The organism is Snodgrassella sp. W6238H11 (assembly GCF_016100525.1).
In the GTDB taxonomy this organism is placed as follows: domain Bacteria; phylum Pseudomonadota; class Gammaproteobacteria; order Burkholderiales; family Neisseriaceae; genus Snodgrassella; species Snodgrassella alvi.
In genome coordinates, this window is record NZ_JACFSH010000003.1 from 26,606 (window position 1) to 44,953 (window position 18,348).

The following is an 18,348-nucleotide window of genomic DNA, read 5'->3' on the forward strand; positions in this document are numbered from 1 at the left end:
ATGACTATCAAACAAATCGATGATTATCCGATGCCTGCTCTGGCACAAATCCCGCAAAACAAAACCAACTGGGAAGCTGATACTGCACGCTCTGTATTATTAATTCATGACATGCAGAATTATTTTCTGAATTTTTATCAGCAGGACAGCACACTCATCCGGACAATGATAAAGAATTTGCAAAGTTTGCGCAGCTGGGCTGCTCAGCAACAGATTCCCGTGGTGTATACCGCCCAGCCGCATCAGCAGAATCCTCAGCAACGGGCGCTGCTGAATGATATGTGGGGTGCGGGTATTACTACCGCACCTGTTGAAGAGCAGAAAATAATTGACGCCCTGACACCACGTCCGGAAGATACCATACTGACCAAATGGCGTTATAGCGCTTTTCAGCGTTCAGATTTACTGGCACACATGCATAACTGGCAGCGTGATCAGCTGATTATCGGTGGTGTTTATGCACATATCGGCTGTATGCTTACCGCTGCAGAAGCATTTATGCAGGATATTCAGGTATTTTTTGTAGCTGATGCACTGGCTGACTTCTCAGCGGAGCAACACCAGCAAGCACTGAATTATGTTGCCGGCTGTTGCGGGCAGGTCACTACTACAGAGGCATTGTTACCGGCAACAAATAGTCTTACCCGTGCATGGCTGACACAAAAAGTTCAGACATTACTGGAAATACCGGAAGAAACCATTAACCCCGAAGAAAACCTGATTCTCTACGGTCTGGATTCTTTACGCATTATGCAATTTGCCGCAGAACTGAAACAGTATGACATCAATATTGGCTATGATGTACTGGGTCAGCAGCCTTCACTAAACAACTGGTGGCAGCTCATTGAAAAACAAAATAAAACTGTTTCAGCCTAGCATTGGCTGCAAATAATTAGCCGGACGCTGCATACAGCTTTAGGAACATAAAACATGACTGACTTAAATCTATCCGGCAAGAGCATACCGCCCGGTCTGGCTCATCAGTGGCGGGTAGCCCTGCCCGGGCTGATAAGCGGTACACTTGCCGCTGTAATTGCCGGTATCGCCATGCTGGCAGGGCTATGGTTTATCATTAAATTTATCGATAACATGAGCTGGTGCTGGCTGAATTATGCACTGGTCAGCTGGCTGCTGGCCGCATTGTTTACGGCCTTGTCCTCATGGCTGGCACATCAGGCAGAAAGCCGCTTTGCGGCGGCTTTACGCCGGACAGTGGCACAGCATTTAATCCGCCTGCCGTCCAATATACTGGCTAAACAGAATGAGCAGACACTTAAACAGCTGCTAACCGATGATGTTGCCAGTTTGCATCATATGCTGGCTCATTTACCCGGTGAGATTGCCGTATTCACGGTTATTCCGCTTTTATCCATCGGTATCCTTATTTATTTTATCGGCATATCGGCAATATGGGTATTATTACCCGGACTGATTGCTTCGGTTTATTATCTCATCATCATACCGCGCATGACCCGGCGTGACGGTACCGCACGTATGCAGGTAATGCTGGATATCATTAATAAGGCCGATGAATATGTACGCGGGATTCCGGTTTATCGTATTTACGGGCAGCATTCCAGCGCATTAACTGCCTATACAGAAGCAACTGAAAAATTTACCCACAATATGGTGCACTGGGTAGCCAAGGCGGCCACGCCGGCAGCCATAGCCACTGCTATGTTACAGGCAGTAGCGACATTTGCCATTGGCTACTGGGTCAGTTATACACAGGACACCACTACTCTGGCTGCCACTCTGTTATTCAGTCTGGCCATTGTGACACCGGCATTACGTCTCGGGCATGGTATTGATTACATCAGAGCCGGACGCGCTGCTGCCAAACGTCTGACCGAATTTTTACATCAGCCATTATTACCGGCCGGAACCATAAATCATCTGTCGGAGCCGGCAGTATTATCTATGCATGATGCAGTTTTTTCTCAGGAAGAACAGCCGGTTTTACGCAAACTCAGCTTCACATTTCCCGCCGGTGCCATTACCGCTATTACCGGTCCCAGCGGAACAGGTAAAACTACTTTACTCAATGCATTAGCCGGATACATACCATTGACATCCGGAACTGTTCAACTGGGTAAGACCGATCTGTCTGCATTACATGACGACACCCGCCACCGGCTGATTCTGTTTATTCCGCAAGGATATGACGTTTTAGACAATACGATTCGTGCCAATCTGGCCTTAACTGCTCCTGATGCCAGTGATGAAGTCATGCAGCAGGCTCTGGCCAGAGCCAATCTGAATCTGGATTTATCAACACCTGCCCGTACCCTGTCCGGCGGAGAAAAGCAGCGTATCTGCATTACACGGGCTTTTCTCACTCAGGCAAAAATTATCTTAATGGATGAGCCTACCAGTGCGCTGGATGATCAGAATGCTCGGAAAATATTTCAGGCCTTGCAGGAACTGGCTCATACTGCGCATAAAACCATTATCATTGTTACTCACCAGCCGGCTCTGGCCGATAAAGCCGATGCAAAACTGGTACTGGAAGCATTAAGGAGCGAGGCATGAATACAGCAGCCGGCAACAAACACTCCCTTTTTGAAACCATACCAGCCGCCACCAGACCCCGCCTGATTGCTGTCAGCATCGGCTGGATACTGGTTGCCGTACTGGAAGCATGTGCTTACACCATACTGGCTCTGGCTATAGTAAATCAGCAGTCGCCACTGTGGGTAGTGATTAGTGCTGCTATAGCCATAGTGATTACAGTACTGGTTACCCGTAACGGCTTTCTTACCGGCGTACGTCTGGCCGGAGATTTATTTGCCGCACTGGGACGTTCTCTGTCCAGCGCTAAATTATCCTGGTTTAATGACCAGCGCCGTGCGGTTATCAGTAAAACTGCCGGACAGGAAATTCCGAATTTCATGAGCATTCCGGCACATCAGTTGCAGACCTTTTTACATGCGCCCTGTCTGCCCCTGTTTATCTGTATCGGGCTGGCCTTTGTTGCCGGTACAGGCATCATGTTAGCTGCACTGGCGATGATATTGCTGTCCTTACTATTACAAGTATGGGCACAATATGCTTTAAATAAAACTGATGCACAACGCCATCAGACCGAACTGGACAGCACCACGGCAACCATTGAACTGGTTGAACACCTTACTCTGCTGCGTACAGCCGCAGGATCGGCTCATGCGCTGGATACTATCCGGCAGCGCTGGAGCACTCAGGAAAACCTGCTAAGCAAAATTAACTGCAGTGCAGCCAGTGCAACGCTGATAGCTACTTTAGCTAATGTGCTGCCCATGGCAGGTATGGCGGTTTATTGTATTTTATCCGCTCAGAACGATGAATATCTGATACTGGCTGTATTATTACTGATGGGGCGCGCCGGCGCACCATTAAGTGCACTGGCTACTGCCGGTCTGAGCATTAATGATTTAATCAGCTCACTGCGCCACTTTCAGCAACTTACCCATCCGCCGGTACTGCCTGAAACAGAAGAAACGCGCACCCCGAAGCATGCACAGTTATCTCTGCATAATCTGAACTGTATCACCGGCTCGTCAACCATTAATCAGGATATCCCCGAAGGTGCACGCTTACATGTCGCCGGTGTTAGCGGCAGTGGCAAAAGTACCTTGCTGCAACTATGCCTGCGCTTTGATGATCCGGCTATGGGTGAAATCAGATTAGACGGCATTCCTCTGCCTCAACTGTCTTATCAGACACTGACAGACAATATGGCTTATGTCGCTCAGAACCCGATTATTTTTACCGGCACTCTGGCAGACAATATCCGCATCGGCCGTTTTGACGCCAGTGACGCCGAAATCGAAGCTATTGCCAGACAATGTATGCTGGGAACAGTTATCGACCGGACGGATGAAGGCATTCACCAACATGTCGGCCAGCAGGGCTCTGCCCTATCCGGCGGCGAACAACAGCGCGTAGCCATTGCCCGTGCTCTTATTAAGCATGCGCCGATACTGATTCTGGATGAAGCCACATCAGCACTGGATGAAAGCACGGAACAACAACTGATTGATACTATACTCAGCCAGTCCCGTACCCTTATTTTTGTGTCGCATCGCAGTGCGGCTCCGTGGCAGCCTACCCTGACTCTGGATTTATCGCCGAATATTACATAAACACCAGATATGATTCAGGCAAATACTACTGATTAGCGCCATATCTTAAAATACAGGCTATGCATGTCATTTATATCAGACCCGGGCAGAACAGACTGCCGGAAAGACACTTCTGCCGGCAGCAGAAAATTGCTATTGCCGGTGAATGATTCGCCTGCATTATTCAGTCATCACACAATCAGCATCGGCAATAACACCATTCACCAGATATGCATGCCATTAGCCGACACAGCGGTTTTGCATAAAATTGGTCAGATACATAACATCTTTCTGCCGGACAACATCAGACAAAGCCGGCACAAACGCCAGACAGAATTTATAGCCGGCCGGCTGGCGGCAAAATATGCATTATTACAGTATGGTTACAGCAACTTTAATCTGAAAACAGGCTCACAGGGACAGCCGCTTTTTCCTGAATCCTTACAGGGAAGTCTGAGCCACACCAGCAATCAGCGCCAATGTCTGGCTATTGCCTGCGTACAGAAAAAACAGCCGACACACCGCTATCTGGGTATCGATATTGAATACCGGCAGCACCAGAGTATTATGAATGAGCATAAATGTACTCTGACCCTGTTTCTCCGGGCGGCCGAATTACGCTATATAACCGAACACAGTACTGACCTGCCGCTGATGGCGCTGCTGCTTTTTTCAGCTAAAGAGAGCATTATCAAAGCATGGTTTCATCAATATCAGAAACTGATTAATTTTACTGATATAGCTTTCCGGTCGTATCGTCATTCATACCTGAATTTCCTGATTGATTCACCGCTTACCCATGCAAATCCGCAAACAGCAGAAGTTTATTTCCATTGCACAAAAGAAAAAATAATAACCATTGCATATATCTGAAACAGCTTGTGGCTGAATTTTGCACAGAACAGAAAATTTTTCTGTATTTTTATTATATTTAATTGATAATGATTACTATTTGCATTAATATCAACAAACTTACATAGCCTGATTTATCTATACTTTTCATTACATACAACCCGCATCTGTCTACAGGTAATAAAATGACGATTACAGAATCAAGCGCTGTTTCCCGCTCTCCTATTCAATCTCAGGATCAGTTTGCCTGTTTTGCAACCAGACAGCATCACATCAGTGCCAGACATCTTATCCACAAAATACACATGCCGGTTAATCAGTCCGAATCCTGCAATCAGCAGATTGCCGACTGTTTTAATCACATCAAAGCACAGGGATATGCCAATCCCATTCTTATTGCTGCTATTCCATTTGATACCAGAAAGAACGGCACCTTAAATTTTTACAGTGAATTTAATCAAACTTCACCAGCTCACTTTGAGCACAATACTGCTTCAGCAGGCAAAACAGCAAACTCACTTATCCGCAAAAAAACATTGGTAGAGCGTCAGGCATTCGAACACAGTGTTCAAACGGCTTTAAGCGCTATGGCGGATAAACAGATGCAAAAAATTGTGCTGTCACAGGCAACAGAATTTGAATTTGCCCGGCAGTACAGCCCGGAGGATTTACTGAATATCCTTATCCGGCAAAATCCTGATGCCTATAAATTTATGATTCCTGTAGAAGAAGACCAGTACATTTTTGGTGCCAGCCCGGAATTACTGCTATCGCGCCAGCAGCAACAGGTACGCAGTAACCCGCTGGCCGGCTCCCGACCGCGTCCTGCCATTCCGGAACACAACAGCCAGACTCAGACAGAACTTTATCAGTCGGCCAAAGACAGGTATGAACATCAGCTGGTTATCGATAATATCCGGCACAAGCTCAGCAGCTATTGCTCAGCGTATCAGGCATCAGAAATACCCGAAATTTTAACTACATCAACCATGTTTCATCTGTCATCAGTCTTTCAGGGGCAACTGAAAGCCGATGCGCCCGATGCACTGAATCTGGCACTTCATCTGCATCCCACACCGGCCGTTTGCGGCACACCAACGGATATCGCCAGAGACTTTATTCTCAATCATGAAGGCTATAACCGTCATTACTACAGCGGACTGAATGGCTGGATGGATGCCAGCGGGAACGGAGAATGGGTCGTTACTATCCGCAACGGCTTACTGAATCACAATATTATCCGCCTGTATGCCGGAGCAGGCATCGTTGCAGGCTCAGACGCAGCAGCAGAATGGTTTGAAACCGAAGCCAAAATGCAAACTATGCTCAATGTATTTCAGCAACAGTAACATTATCTGGAGAAACAACCATGCAGCAAGCCATTATCGTTACCGGTGCAGCCCAGGGTATAGGGGCTGCGATTGTTATTAAACTGCTCGAACAGCACTATCATGTTATCGGAATCGATAAACAGCCCTATTCGCCGAGCTGGCCGGTACAACAGATGATTGAAGCCCAGTATCAGACTTACTGGACAAGCATTAGTCAGGATATCACTGCTTTCGAAGAAACCCGTATATTACTCAATACACTGATTAATCAATACAATATAACCGGTCTGGTTAATGTGGCCGGAGTATTAATTCTTACACCATTGCTGAGTGCCACTGAGGCACAATGGCAAACCAGCCTGAATGTTAATCTGCTGGCGCCCATATTCATCAGCCAGCATTTAGCCGCACATTTCCGGCAGCAGCGACAAGGCTGTATTGTTACCGTCAGCTCTAACAGTGCACGCATGGCGCGCACTGAGATGGGTTTATATGCCACCACCAAAGCAGCACTCAGTCATTTCTGCCGCAATCTTGCGCTGGAAGTTGCCCCGTATGTCCGGGTTAATATCGTTTCACCGGGCTCTACCCTCACAGCGATGCAACAACAATTATGGACCGACAACGAACCACCGGCTGGTATAGTGGATGGTGACTTAACACAATATCGTCTTGGCATTCCTCTCAGAAAACTGGCTCAGCCGGCAGATATCGCCAATACCGTTTCTTTCCTGCTCTCTGAAGAAGCAGCACAGATCACTATGCAGGAAATTGTTGTAGATGGCGGAGCAACACTGGGCGTCTGATTCGCTTTAAAGAAAACAGATAAAATACGATTTTTATTTTAGTTTTTCTTATGGGTAAAATATGACAATACACTAATGAAACGACATGATAACGATTACAATGTCGTTTCCGGGTGATTATCTTTAATATATTCCAATATATCAGCCGGCTGGCAATCCAGATACTGACAGATTGCCTCCAGCGTAGCTAGCCTGATGCCTTTTACTTTTCCCTGTTTAAGCAAAGATAGGTTTTGCTCGGTAATACCAATAGCAGCAGCCAGCTCTTTTGATTTCACTTTCCGTTTAGCAAGCATAACATCTAAATTTATTCTAATCGGCACATTAAACTCCTGTTAAATAAACTGCTTATTTTCTTCTGCAATCTGGCATGCTTTTTTTAGTATCTGACCGATAATCATAATACTGATAGAAGGGAATAACAGAATTAAATCACTACTTTCAAATGATATCGAAATATACCGATCCGGAAAATGATTATTAAGCGTTAAGATAAACGATAGCAGAGGCTCTGAGAGCAATTGTAAAACTTCCCAAATCACCAAAGCTTTACCAAATGCATAACAGTAATTTGCTGATTTCACAGAAAAATAATCTGCTTTACTGTAGCTTAAAAACAGCAATCTGAGCTGAACGAAACCATAAGCCAGAATCGCAATGATTATGGTATCAATTAAGGTAGCAGAAACTGCCTGCCATAGAGAAAGTCTGGATATATCAATATCGGCATTACCATCACCCATACTATGAGTAATAAAAAATGAATATCCTCCGGAATTCAGTCCGATATTATGAATATCAAAAAAATAAAATAATAAAGGAGATACCATTCCGATACCTATACAGAATATAGGAATCAGGGTTAACTGAGACATTAATTTGCAATAACGGTTTAATCGGGAATGTGTTTCAAGCATTACAGTGTTCATGTTTAGTACCTTTTTATAAAAATATAAAAACCAGGCATACAATATCATGTAAATGTAAATTTAACAATAAAAAATTAAAATAAAACAATAATAATTTATTATATAAAATTAATTATTATAATTATTCATCAACCAGATAAGACAACAGCCGGCTTTTATGTCTAAAGTGAACTAAGCCTGTTCCCTGCTGATACAGAATTAATCTTCAAATAACCATTAAACCGTTACAGAATAAAACAATCATTTAAGTGGTCGGTTGCATTATCAAATGTTATAAAAATAATCAGCACCGGCGATGATAAATATATTTATTTAGCATAATTAAAATAAAAACCAGATTAAAACCAGTAAAAGTATTTCTGCTCTGACTACTATTCAGCAAATACAAATTCAGAAACCGAGAGATGGGGCGGGCAATCAAGAACTCTTAAAACTATAAAAACAGACTTGTTAAACAGCATAGAATACTGGCTTTAGCATATGATTATTTAATTATCGTGTCAGATAGCTACAAGTTTGAATGAATGATCGGAACCTGATTCTGAGTTTAGTCAGCATATTCGAAATCTGCCATGTGGAAAAATTTATCGGAGAAAGTCCATAATGCCTAAAGCTTTAGCCGGAATTTTATTTGCACTATCAGCAGCCGCACTAAATGGTTCTATAGGTATTATCAGTAAATTACTGATGGCCAGTGGATTGAATCCTTATGAAATAGCGTTTTATAAAACGTTTCTGGCTTTTGTTTTTGTTTCACTACTCTTGATACGTACTCCATTTGCCCGGCAAATTCAGATAGTTGCCCCTGTATCAGATAATAATATAAAAATCTGGATGCATATTGGTCTGTGTGCTCTGTTTGGAATATTTACTTTGTTTTTCTTTGAAACAATCGCTTACGGGCATGGCAGTGCGGCGAATGTAGTCGTGATACTCATGGCTTCAGCTACAATAGCGGCATTAGTTTTCGGCTGCTTATTATTAAATGAAAAAATTAAAATATCAGCCGTTTCCGGTGTTGCTGTTGCAATCGCCGGCATTAGCATTATTTCATGGTCTGGGCAGGCCTCATTATTGTTATTGATATTTGCCAGTGCCGCAGGAACCGGTTACGGGCTGTTTAGTGTATTGGTTAAGAAATTCGGTTTACATGGTGGTATTTATCTGACCAGATTTTTATTATTGTTTGGTCTGATCTATCTGGCTATACCCTATTTAGCAACCTTCCGGCAAAATCCTTTTGATTTTCACTGGCAAACCGTCGCAGGGCTGATAGCTTTGGCCATTTTACCTACTATTCTGGGATTTTACTGTACTACCAAAGCACTTGGTTATTTATCCGCTGCTCAGGTTCAGGTAACTGAATTAGCTGAGCCAATATTTGCCATGCTGATGGGCTGGCTGATTCTGTCTGAATTACCTGACTATGCTTTTTTCCTCGGTGCTCTGTTAATTATTACCGGTATTATGCTGATTAATGATGTATTGGGTTTATTAGAAACTTATTTTTTTAAAAGAACAAAGATTAGCAAAAGGTAATCACTCTTTTGTTAGTTATCATATCCTGGATAAAAAAATCTGCAATGCTGATACCTTGGCAGAAAATACACTATTCATAATTCCACCTCTAATATATTTTTTATTGATGTTTTATACCATTCACTTTTATTTATAATCCTGAAAACTAATTTTCTTTAAAGATAAAAGACAATCTATAATAGAATTAATTCAGTCAAAAAAACTAAACCAGTTGATTCATTCTAATATATATATATATTAATTTTGATTTGCAGTGTACAGATTTAATAGATTTCTCCCGCCAAAATTAAAACTCGTTCTAAAGAAATCTGAAAAGTTACACTTTTATGATATTAATATGCTATTACAAATAAGATATTGAACCAAACGGAGCGGTTTAATATCATAATGCTGATTATCTAAATAGCATTATGATATTGATAAACGTATGGATACCTTATTTAATATACTACAAAGAACATTAAACGAATTTGATGATATATCATAACTTTTCTCTGAATATCGAGAATTTTATGGTATTAAGGATTGTCATTCTGAATCAAAATAATTCATTAAAGAAAGATTGATAAACAATGATTCAATCATTTTTCTAGCCTACGACAATAAAACAGCATATGGTTTTATACAGTTATATTTTTCATATTCTTCTTTAGTTATATCACTCACTATCATTTTGAATGACTTATATATTATAAAAAGCCACAGAAGATGCGGTGTTGCCACCCATTAATGGAAAAAGTAAGAAACTTCGCTGGTAATTCTGCCTATAACGGCATTCCATTATGCACATCAATCGATAACCTCAAAGCCAGAGCTCTGTATGAAAAGTCAGGTTATAAAATTGATGATCAATTTGTTTACTAATTTTTAGAACTAGATAAAAAGTGCGATATGAAAATTTATGATTTAGCCGGCTAATTTGTTCGTCTTACTTTCTTATCTCTGCTGATTTGGATTTAAATTTTCTTAAATCCAAATTATTTTTTATCTTTTTTGATTTCTCCTGTAATCGACATGCCGCAATAATATCCGTTTTAAATAATTTGCATATATCAAATATTTCTTTTTCTATCATTCACAGCCATAAAATGGCATTGTTCACTGTTTCTCTCTCATTTTTATTCTTTATTTTAATTTTTACATTAAATTCTTACATTTAAAGTTAATTATAAATAAGTACATTTATATTTTTTCATGTTAATTCTATATATTTAATATTAATTATTCAGTTTGCTCATACCTTTGTATTAAAAAGTTACAAGATTAAGTTAATCATTTATCTATTCTGAAAATATTAATAATTAATAATTAAGAATTTATAAGCTTTTATTTTTCAAGCGTAATCTTTTTCATTAATTGGATTTAACGCTGGGTAAACCTTTGTCATTGTTTATTCCGGAAGATTATTTCCTGAGTCGGCTATCTGCTGATACAGCCGTCAAGATAAGCAGATATTTTAAAGCCGGGTAAGCAGATTCAAATTGTAGTACAGGGGGCTGGATTGTTGGTTTTGTAACTTTAATCAATCAGGAGAAAAACCTATGAACAAGGTTTATCGGAATGTCTGGAATGAAAATACCCAAACATGGGTAGCCGCATCAGAGCTGGCGAATAGTAAAACCAAATCAAATACTGTTTGTGAACAATCAATAGTTAAAAAAATTATTAATAAGCTAGGGCTGAAAAAAATTGTCAGTGTAACAATCACAGCGCTGATTTTAGAATGGCAGGCAATTGCTCCAGTATATGCAGCTAATGCGGCAATTGTCGGCGGCAATAACAGCGGTACAGTTTGGCCTGGTGGCGGCTATCAATATGGCGGCCATGGTAGCATGGTATTCTCGGGTGATGACGACCATTGTGGTGCAGACAGAGTTAATGGTCGCAGAACCGTTTCAGACGGCATTACAGCAAAAGATGAATACTTACGTTTCATTAGAAATACTGCGTTTGGAACCAGTCATCCATACGGAAGCGTAACTTCTAACAAAGCAGAAGCATGGAGTGATGAAGGTAAGACCGATGGCGGAACCGGTTATCAGGCCGCCCCTACCGGCGGTGATAACAATGCAATGCCTGTAGCTTATGGTATTTATTCTTTTGCCTATGGCTGCGGTTCTTACGCTACCGGGAATTATTCCACTGCATTCGGAGCTAACGCAACTGCAACTGCGGGCGGAGCAATGGCTTTCGGCGTAGCATCTCTGGCTTCCGGCGCTGCATCAATTGCCTTTGGTATAAGCTCTCAGGCAACTGGTATTTCCAGTGTGGCTCTGGGCTCTATGGCTTCTTCAAATGGTACCGGCAGCGTAGCAGTTGGTTTAAGCAGTGCTGCAAATAAAGATGCAGCGGTTGCTTTGGGTGCCGGTGCAACTGCATCCGGTAACAGCAGTGTGGCAGTCGGTAATGCAGCACAGGCAGTTGGCGATCAGAGTATCAGTATTGGCGCGGGTAATCAGGTCAGCGGGCGTAAATCCGGGGCAATCGGCGGTGTACAAAGCAATGCCATTTTCAAGGATGGTGAAATAATTGCAGCCCAGAGCAACCCAACCAATATTACCGGTAACAACACTTATTCTCTTGGTAACGAAAACGGCACAATTGCTGTTGATGATTCTGGTGTTTTCGGTAATAAAAATACCATTAGCGGTACAACTGAAGGCGTAAATAATATCCGTATTGTTGGTAATAACAATACTGTTAGTTCAGCCAAAGATTTGGTTTTTGGTAATGATAATACTGTTAGTTCAGCCAAAGATTTGGTTTTTGGTAATGATAATACCGTCACGGCCACTCGTGGCCTGATTCTGGGCAATGATAACACGGTTAATGCCGATCGTGGCTTAATTATTGGTAATAACACAAGTACAGGTGCCAATGCTACTGATGCAATTGCTATTGGTAATTCTGTCAGCGTTAGCAATGCCAGTGGTATTGCAATAGGTACCAATGCTACGACTATTGTAGACACAGGTGTCGCTCTGGGCAGCGGATCAGTTGCCGATATTGAGAAAGGAAAAACCGGCTTTGACCCTACTGGTACAAATTCTGCTGCGAATAATCCGACCTGGACCAGCACCGCAGGTGCTGTTGCTATTGGTAATGCAGGCAGCGGAATAACCCGTCAGTTAACCGGTCTGGCAGCAGGTACAAACGATACCGATGCGGTGAATGTGGCACAGATGAAAAATCTGGCCAGTGTTACAACCACTGGTTTAAGCTCGTTGTCTACTGCTGTAAGCAAAGTCGGTGATATGAGCAATGTTAATAGTAATATCAGCACACTGAACAGCAATGTTTCTGCTTTGCAGTCTGATGCACTGCAATGGAAAAACAATGCCGATGGGTCTGGTGCCTATGATGCCAGCCATGGTACTAATCAGGCGCAGAAGATTACTAATGTGGCTGCCGGTCTGGTGGAAGACGGTTCTACTGATGCAGTTAATGCCAGCCAGCTTTATCAGGTATCCACCTCTTCTGCTTCCGGTATCACTTCTTTATCTACCGCTGCTCTTAGCACCACCGGTAAACTGAATACGGTAAGCAACAATGTTTCTGCTTTGCAGTCTGATGCACTGCAATGGAAAAATAATGTTAATGGTATTGGCGGATTTTATGATGCCAGTCATGGTACTAATCAGGCACAGAAAATTACCAATGTAGCTGCCGGTCAGCTGGCAGACAATTCTACTGATGCGGTTAATGCCAGTCAGCTTTATCAGGTATCCACCTCTTCTGCTTCCGGTATCACTTCTTTATCTACCGCTGTGAGCCGTGTCAGTGATATGGCCAATGTGAATGGTAATATCAGTACACTGAGCAGCTCTGTTGCTGATTTAAAATCTGATGCACTGCAATGGAAAAAGAATACCGATGGTTCCGGTGCCTATGATGCAAGCCATGGTACCAATCAGGCGCAGAAAATTACCAATGTGGCAGACGGTCAGCTGATAAATGGTTCTACTGATGCGGTTAATGCCGGTCAGCTTTATCAGGTATCTACTTCTTCTGCTTCCGGTATCACTTCTTTATCTACCGCTGCTCTTAGCACCACCGGTAAACTGAATACGGTAAGCAGCAATGTTTCTGCTTTACAGTCTGATGCGCTGCAATGGAAAAAGAACACAGATGGCTCTGGTGCCTATGATGCCAGCCATGGTACTAATCAGGCGCAGAAGATTACTAATGTGGCTGCTGGTCAGCTGGCAGACGGTTCTACTGATGCAGTTAATGCCAGCCAGCTTTATCAGGTATCCACCTCTTCTGCTTCCGGTATCACTTCTTTATCTACCGCTGCTCTAAACACCACCGGTAAACTGAATACGGTAAGCAGCAATGTTTCTGCTTTGCAGTCTGATGCACTGCAATGGAAAAATAATGTTAATGGTATTGGCGGCTTTTATGATGCCAGCCATGGTACTAATCAGGCACAGAAAATTACCAATGTAGCTGCCGGTCAGCTGGCAGACAATTCTACTGATGCGGTTAATGCCAGTCAGCTTTATCAGGTATCCACCTCTTCTGCTTCCGGTATCACTTCTTTATCTACCGCTGTGAGCCGTGTCAGTGATATGGCCAATGTGAATGGTAATATCAGTACACTGAGCAGCTCTGTTGCTGATTTAAAATCTGATGCACTGCAATGGAAAAAGAATACCGATGGTTCCGGTGCCTATGATGCCAGCCATGGTACCAATCAGGCGCAGAAGATTACCAATGTGGCAGACGGTCAGCTGATAAATGGTTCTACTGATGCGGTTAATGCCGGTCAGCTTTATCAGGTATCTACTTCTTCTGCTTCCGGTATCACTTCTTTATCTACCGCTGCTCTTAGCACTACCGGTAAACTGAATACGGTAAGCAGCAATGTTTCTGCTTTACAGTCTGATGCACTGCAATGGAAAAACAATGCCGATGGCTCCGGTGCCTATGATGCCAGCCATGGTACTAATCAGGCGCAGAAGATTACTAATGTGGCTGCCGGTCAGCTGGCAGACAGTTCTACTGATGCAGTTAATGCCAGCCAGCTTTATCAGGTATCCACCTCTTCTGCTTCCGGTATCACTTCTTTATCTACCGCTGCTCTAAACACCACCGGTAAACTGAATACGGTAAGCAACAATGTTTCTGCTTTGCAGTCTGATGCGCTGCAATGGAAAAATAATGTTAATGGTATCGGCGGCTTTTATGATGCCAGTCATGGCACTAATCAGGCACAGAAAATTACCAATGTAGCTGCCGGCCAGCTGGCAGACAATTCTACTGATGCGGTTAATGCCAGTCAGCTCTACCATTTATCCACCTCTTCTTCTACCAGCTTTAACTCATTGTCTACCGCTGTGAGCCGTGTCAGTGATATAGCCAATGTAAATGGTAATATCAGTACACTGAGCAGTTCTGTTGCTGAATTACAGTCTGATGCGCTGCAATGGAAAAAGAATACCAACGGCTCTGGTGCCTATGATGCCAGCCATGGTACCAATCAGGCGCAGAAGATTACCAATGTGGCTGCTGGTCTGATAAATGAAAATTCTACTGATGCGATTAATGCCGGTCAGCTTTATCAGGTATCTACTTCTTCTGCTAGTGGTATCACTTCTTTATCCACTGTTGCTCTTAGCACTACCGGTAAACTGAATACGGTAAGCAACGATGTCTCTGCTTTAAAATCTGATGCATTGCAGTGGAAAAGTAATGTAGACGGTAGCGGAGCTTATGATGCCAGTCACGGAACTAATCGTGCGCAGAAAATCACCAATATTGCTGCCGGTCATATAGATGAATACTCTACTGAGGCAGTCAATGCTGCTCAGTTTTATCAGCTATCTACTTCTTCATCTACCGGACTGAGTACATTATCATCCACTTTAAATCGTGCTGGTGATCTGACGAATGTTAACAGTAATATCAGTACATTAACTACTAAAGTGAATGATTTGGTTATTGATGCTCTGCAATGGCATGGAAATGCAGATGGTTCTGGTTTTTACGATGCCAGTCACGGAACCAACCGTGCGCAGAGAATCACCAATATTGCCGCCGGTCAGGTTAATGAACATTCTACTGATGCGGTCAATGCTGCCCAGCTCTACAGCTTATCCACAACGACTTCAACCAGTCTGAGTAATTTGAATGAGGCAGTAGCCACTACTGGTAATATTGCCAATATTTCTCATAATGTCAATGTCTTAAATGACCAGGTAAGCACTCTGCTCGGTGGCGCGCTGCAATGGAAAAGTAATGCTGATGGCTCAGGCTTTTATGATGCCAGTCACGCAACAAGTAGTCCGCAGAAAATCAGCAATGTAGCAGCCGGTGTACTGGATGAGCATTCTACTGATGCAGTCAATGCCGCTCAGCTCTACAGCTTGTCTACAATCACTTCGACCAGCCTGAGTAATCTGAATGAAGCGGTAGCTACTACTGGTAATATTTCTACTGTTGCCAGCAATGTTTATGTTCTGAATACTCAAGTTAGCTCTCTGCTCAGTAATGCGTTGCAATGGCATGGAAATGCTGATGGTTCTGGTTTTTACGATGCCAGCCATGGAACATCCAGTCCTCAGAAAATCAGTAATTTAGCGGCCGGTGTACTGGATGAGCATTCTACTGATGCGGTTAATGCCGCACAGCTCTACAGCTTGTCTACAACCACTTCAACCAGTCTGAGTAATCTGAACGCAGCGGTGGCCAATACAGGTAATGTTACCAATATCACTAACAATGTTACTCAGCTAATGGCTGATGCCCTGCAATGGAAAAAAAATACCGATGGCTCAGGTGTTTATGATGCCAGCCATGGTACTAATCAGGCGCAGAAGATTACTAATGTGGCTGCCGGTCAGCTGGAAGACGGCTCTACTGATGCGGTTAATGCCAGTCAGCTTTATCAGTTATCCACCTCTTCTGCTACCAACTTCAGCTCACTGTCTACTGTTGTAAGCCGTGCCGGCGATCTGACCAATATCAATGGTAGTATCAGTACAGCAAACAGCAATATCGCTGATTTACAGTCTGATGCGCTGCAATGGAAAAAGAACACCGATGGTACTGGTGCCTATGATGCCAGCCATGGTACCACTCAGGCGCAGAAGATTACTAATGTGGCTGCCGGTCTGGTGGAAGACGGTTCTACTGATGCAGTTAATGCCAGCCAGCTTTATCAGGTATCCACCTCTTCTGCTTCCGGTATCACTTCTTTATCTACCGCTGCTCTAAACACCACCGGTAAACTGAATACGGTAAGCAGCAATGTTTCTGATTTACAGTCTGATGCGCTGCAATGGAAAAACAATACCAATGGCTCTGGTGCTTATGATGCCAGCCATGGTACTAATCAGGCGCAGAAGATTACTAATGTGGCTGCCGGTCAGCTGGAAGACGGCTCTACTGATGCAGTTAATGCCGGTCAGCTCTATCAGTTATCCACCTCTTCTGCTACCAGCTTCAGCTCACTGTCTACTGTTGTAAGCCGTGCCGGTGATCTGACCAATATCAATGGTAATATCAGTACAGCAAACAGCAATATCGCTGCTTTACAGTCTGATGCGCTGCAATGGAAAAAGAACACCGATGGCTCTGGTGCCTATGATGCCAGCCATGGTACTAATCTGGCTCAGAAGATTACCAATGTAGCTAACGGTGATCTGACGTATAACTCTACCGATGCTGTAAATGGCAGCCAGTTATCTACTACTAATTCCAATCTGAGTATCGTTTCCAGCTCAGTACACAAAGTGAACGATACAGTAAACAAACTGGAAAAAGACAGCTTGCAATGGGTAGAGGAAGAGAATGGCAACAGTTATTATGATGCCAGCCATGGTGTTACCAATGCCCGGTATCGAATTACCAATGTTGCAAACGGTTTACTGGCACCTGATTCATCAGATGTAGTGAATGGCAGCCAGCTATATACTACAAATTCTAGTATTAATGCTGTATCCACTTCGGTAAATTCAGTAACTGCTGCTGTAACCAGACTGCAGGACAATACTCTGCAATGGAATGGATCTGCCTACGATGCCGGCCATGGTTCTACTATGGCGCAGAAAATTACCCGCGTAGCCGAAGCTGATTTAGCCCCGGATTCCACCGATGCAGTCAATGGCAGTCAGCTAAATCAGACTAATTCGAGGGTAGGCAGCTTAAGCTCTACAGTGGCGAATCTGAATGATAGCCTGAATAAGACCAATACGCGGATTAACAGTATTGCTGAATCCACTTCCAGAATTTCCGATAATTTGTCTTCTGCTACAGATAGAATCAATACTCTGGATCAGAATGCCCTGCAAATAAATGGTGAAAATTATGATGCAAACTACAAAAAAATCACCAATATTACAGGCGGAAAAATTGAACTGGGTTCAAATGAGGCAGTAACAGGCGGTCAACTGTTTACCACCAATGATAAACTCAACACCGTTTCCTCTTCTGTAGGTAATCTGACTGGCAGACTGAATGGTGCTATTGACCGTCTGGATACAGTTTCCGGCGCAACAGCTACGCTGTCGACCAGCTTAGCAGAGGTTAATACCAGCATCAGTGACCTGCGACGCGATGCACTGCAATGGAATGATAATGCTTATGATGCCAGCCATGGCTCCGGCGCTGCCCAGAAGATTACCAATGTAGCAAACGGTACAGTGAGCAATAGTTCTACCGATGCCGTCAATGGCAGCCAGCTGTATAATCTGTCCACCTCGCTGAGCAACAGTCTTTCCACTGTGACTGCCGGTAACAATACCGGACTCTCTACTACCAACAGTAATGTCTCTACTTTGTCTAGTAG

10 protein-coding genes are annotated in these 18,348 nt (G+C 43.2%); 8 read left to right on the forward strand and 2 right to left on the reverse strand.

Annotation, left to right across the window (positions count from 1 at the left end; all coding sequences use genetic code 11):
• The 6 genes from H3V00_RS06550 to H3V00_RS06575 all read left to right on the forward strand — a co-directional run bounded on the left by H3V00_RS06550 (position 1) and on the right by H3V00_RS06575 (position 7,089).
• Complete coding sequence (locus tag H3V00_RS06550) at positions 1–876, forward strand: isochorismatase family protein (RefSeq protein ID WP_100125051.1); 876 nt, start codon at positions 1–3, stop codon at positions 874–876.
• A 54-nt stretch (positions 877–930) separates the two neighbouring features.
• Entirely contained in the window at positions 931–2,532 is a 1,602-nt protein-coding gene (locus H3V00_RS06555) for an ABC transporter ATP-binding protein (protein ID WP_198207217.1), read from the forward strand.
• Positions 2,529–4,121 carry an ABC transporter ATP-binding protein gene (locus H3V00_RS06560; protein WP_198207219.1) on the forward strand — a complete coding sequence of 531 codons (1,593 nt, stop codon included), beginning with the start codon at positions 2,529–2,531 and terminating at the stop codon, positions 4,119–4,121. The genes H3V00_RS06555 and H3V00_RS06560 overlap by 4 nt, the downstream gene beginning before the upstream one ends.
• A 63-nt stretch (positions 4,122–4,184) precedes the next feature.
• Complete coding sequence (locus tag H3V00_RS06565) at positions 4,185–4,973, forward strand: 4'-phosphopantetheinyl transferase (protein ID WP_198207221.1); 789 nt, start codon at positions 4,185–4,187, stop codon at positions 4,971–4,973.
• 164 nt (positions 4,974–5,137) lie between these two features.
• Positions 5,138–6,301, forward strand: coding sequence for an isochorismate synthase MenF (locus H3V00_RS06570; protein ID WP_198207223.1), 1,164 nt, complete (start codon positions 5,138–5,140; stop codon positions 6,299–6,301).
• A gap of 20 nt (positions 6,302–6,321) precedes the next feature.
• Positions 6,322–7,089 (forward strand): SDR family oxidoreductase, encoded by a 768-nt coding sequence (locus tag H3V00_RS06575; RefSeq protein WP_174830691.1) that lies wholly within the window; start codon positions 6,322–6,324, stop codon positions 7,087–7,089.
• A gap of 95 nt (positions 7,090–7,184) precedes the next feature.
• Here the strand turns inward: H3V00_RS06575 and H3V00_RS06580 are convergent, their stop codons facing one another.
• Together H3V00_RS06580 and H3V00_RS06585 are read right to left on the reverse strand one after the other, a co-directional pair.
• On the reverse strand, positions 7,185–7,385 hold the full coding sequence (locus tag H3V00_RS06580) for a helix-turn-helix transcriptional regulator (protein ID WP_194240767.1): 201 nt from the start codon (positions 7,383–7,385) through the stop codon (positions 7,185–7,187).
• 39 nt (positions 7,386–7,424) lie between these two features.
• Positions 7,425–8,018: a DUF2975 domain-containing protein gene (locus H3V00_RS06585; protein ID WP_171991478.1), complete on the reverse strand. Its 594-nt coding sequence runs from the start codon at positions 8,016–8,018 to the stop codon at positions 7,425–7,427.
• A 603-nt stretch (positions 8,019–8,621) separates the two neighbouring features.
• Between H3V00_RS06585 and H3V00_RS06590 the strand changes: the two genes are divergently transcribed.
• Entirely contained in the window at positions 8,622–9,557 is a 936-nt protein-coding gene (locus H3V00_RS06590; RefSeq protein WP_198207225.1) for a DMT family transporter, read from the forward strand.
• Positions 9,558–11,098: 1,541 nt separating this feature from the next.
• The coding region (locus tag H3V00_RS06595; protein WP_198231795.1) for an ESPR-type extended signal peptide-containing protein at positions 11,099–18,348 on the forward strand (7,250 nt) is incomplete at its 3' end.

Bases quoted from the DNA above. Each gene is read 5' to 3' on its own strand.
- H3V00_RS06565 (WP_198207221.1), top strand. From the start codon at position 4,185: ATGTCATTTATATCAGACCCGGGCAGAACAGACTGCCGGAAAGACACT.
- H3V00_RS06550 (WP_100125051.1), top strand. From the start codon at position 1: ATGACTATCAAACAAATCGATGATTATCCGATGCCTGCTCTGGCACAA.
- H3V00_RS06555 (WP_198207217.1), top strand. From the start codon at position 931: ATGACTGACTTAAATCTATCCGGCAAGAGCATACCGCCCGGTCTGGCT.
- H3V00_RS06570 (WP_198207223.1), top strand. From the start codon at position 5,138: ATGACGATTACAGAATCAAGCGCTGTTTCCCGCTCTCCTATTCAATCT.
- H3V00_RS06590 (WP_198207225.1), top strand. From the start codon at position 8,622: ATGCCTAAAGCTTTAGCCGGAATTTTATTTGCACTATCAGCAGCCGCA.
- H3V00_RS06560 (WP_198207219.1), top strand. From the start codon at position 2,529: ATGAATACAGCAGCCGGCAACAAACACTCCCTTTTTGAAACCATACCA.
- H3V00_RS06585 (WP_171991478.1), bottom strand. From the start codon at position 8,018: ATGAACACTGTAATGCTTGAAACACATTCCCGATTAAACCGTTATTGC.
- H3V00_RS06580 (WP_194240767.1), bottom strand. From the start codon at position 7,385: ATGCTTGCTAAACGGAAAGTGAAATCAAAAGAGCTGGCTGCTGCTATT.
- H3V00_RS06575 (WP_174830691.1), top strand. From the start codon at position 6,322: ATGCAGCAAGCCATTATCGTTACCGGTGCAGCCCAGGGTATAGGGGCT.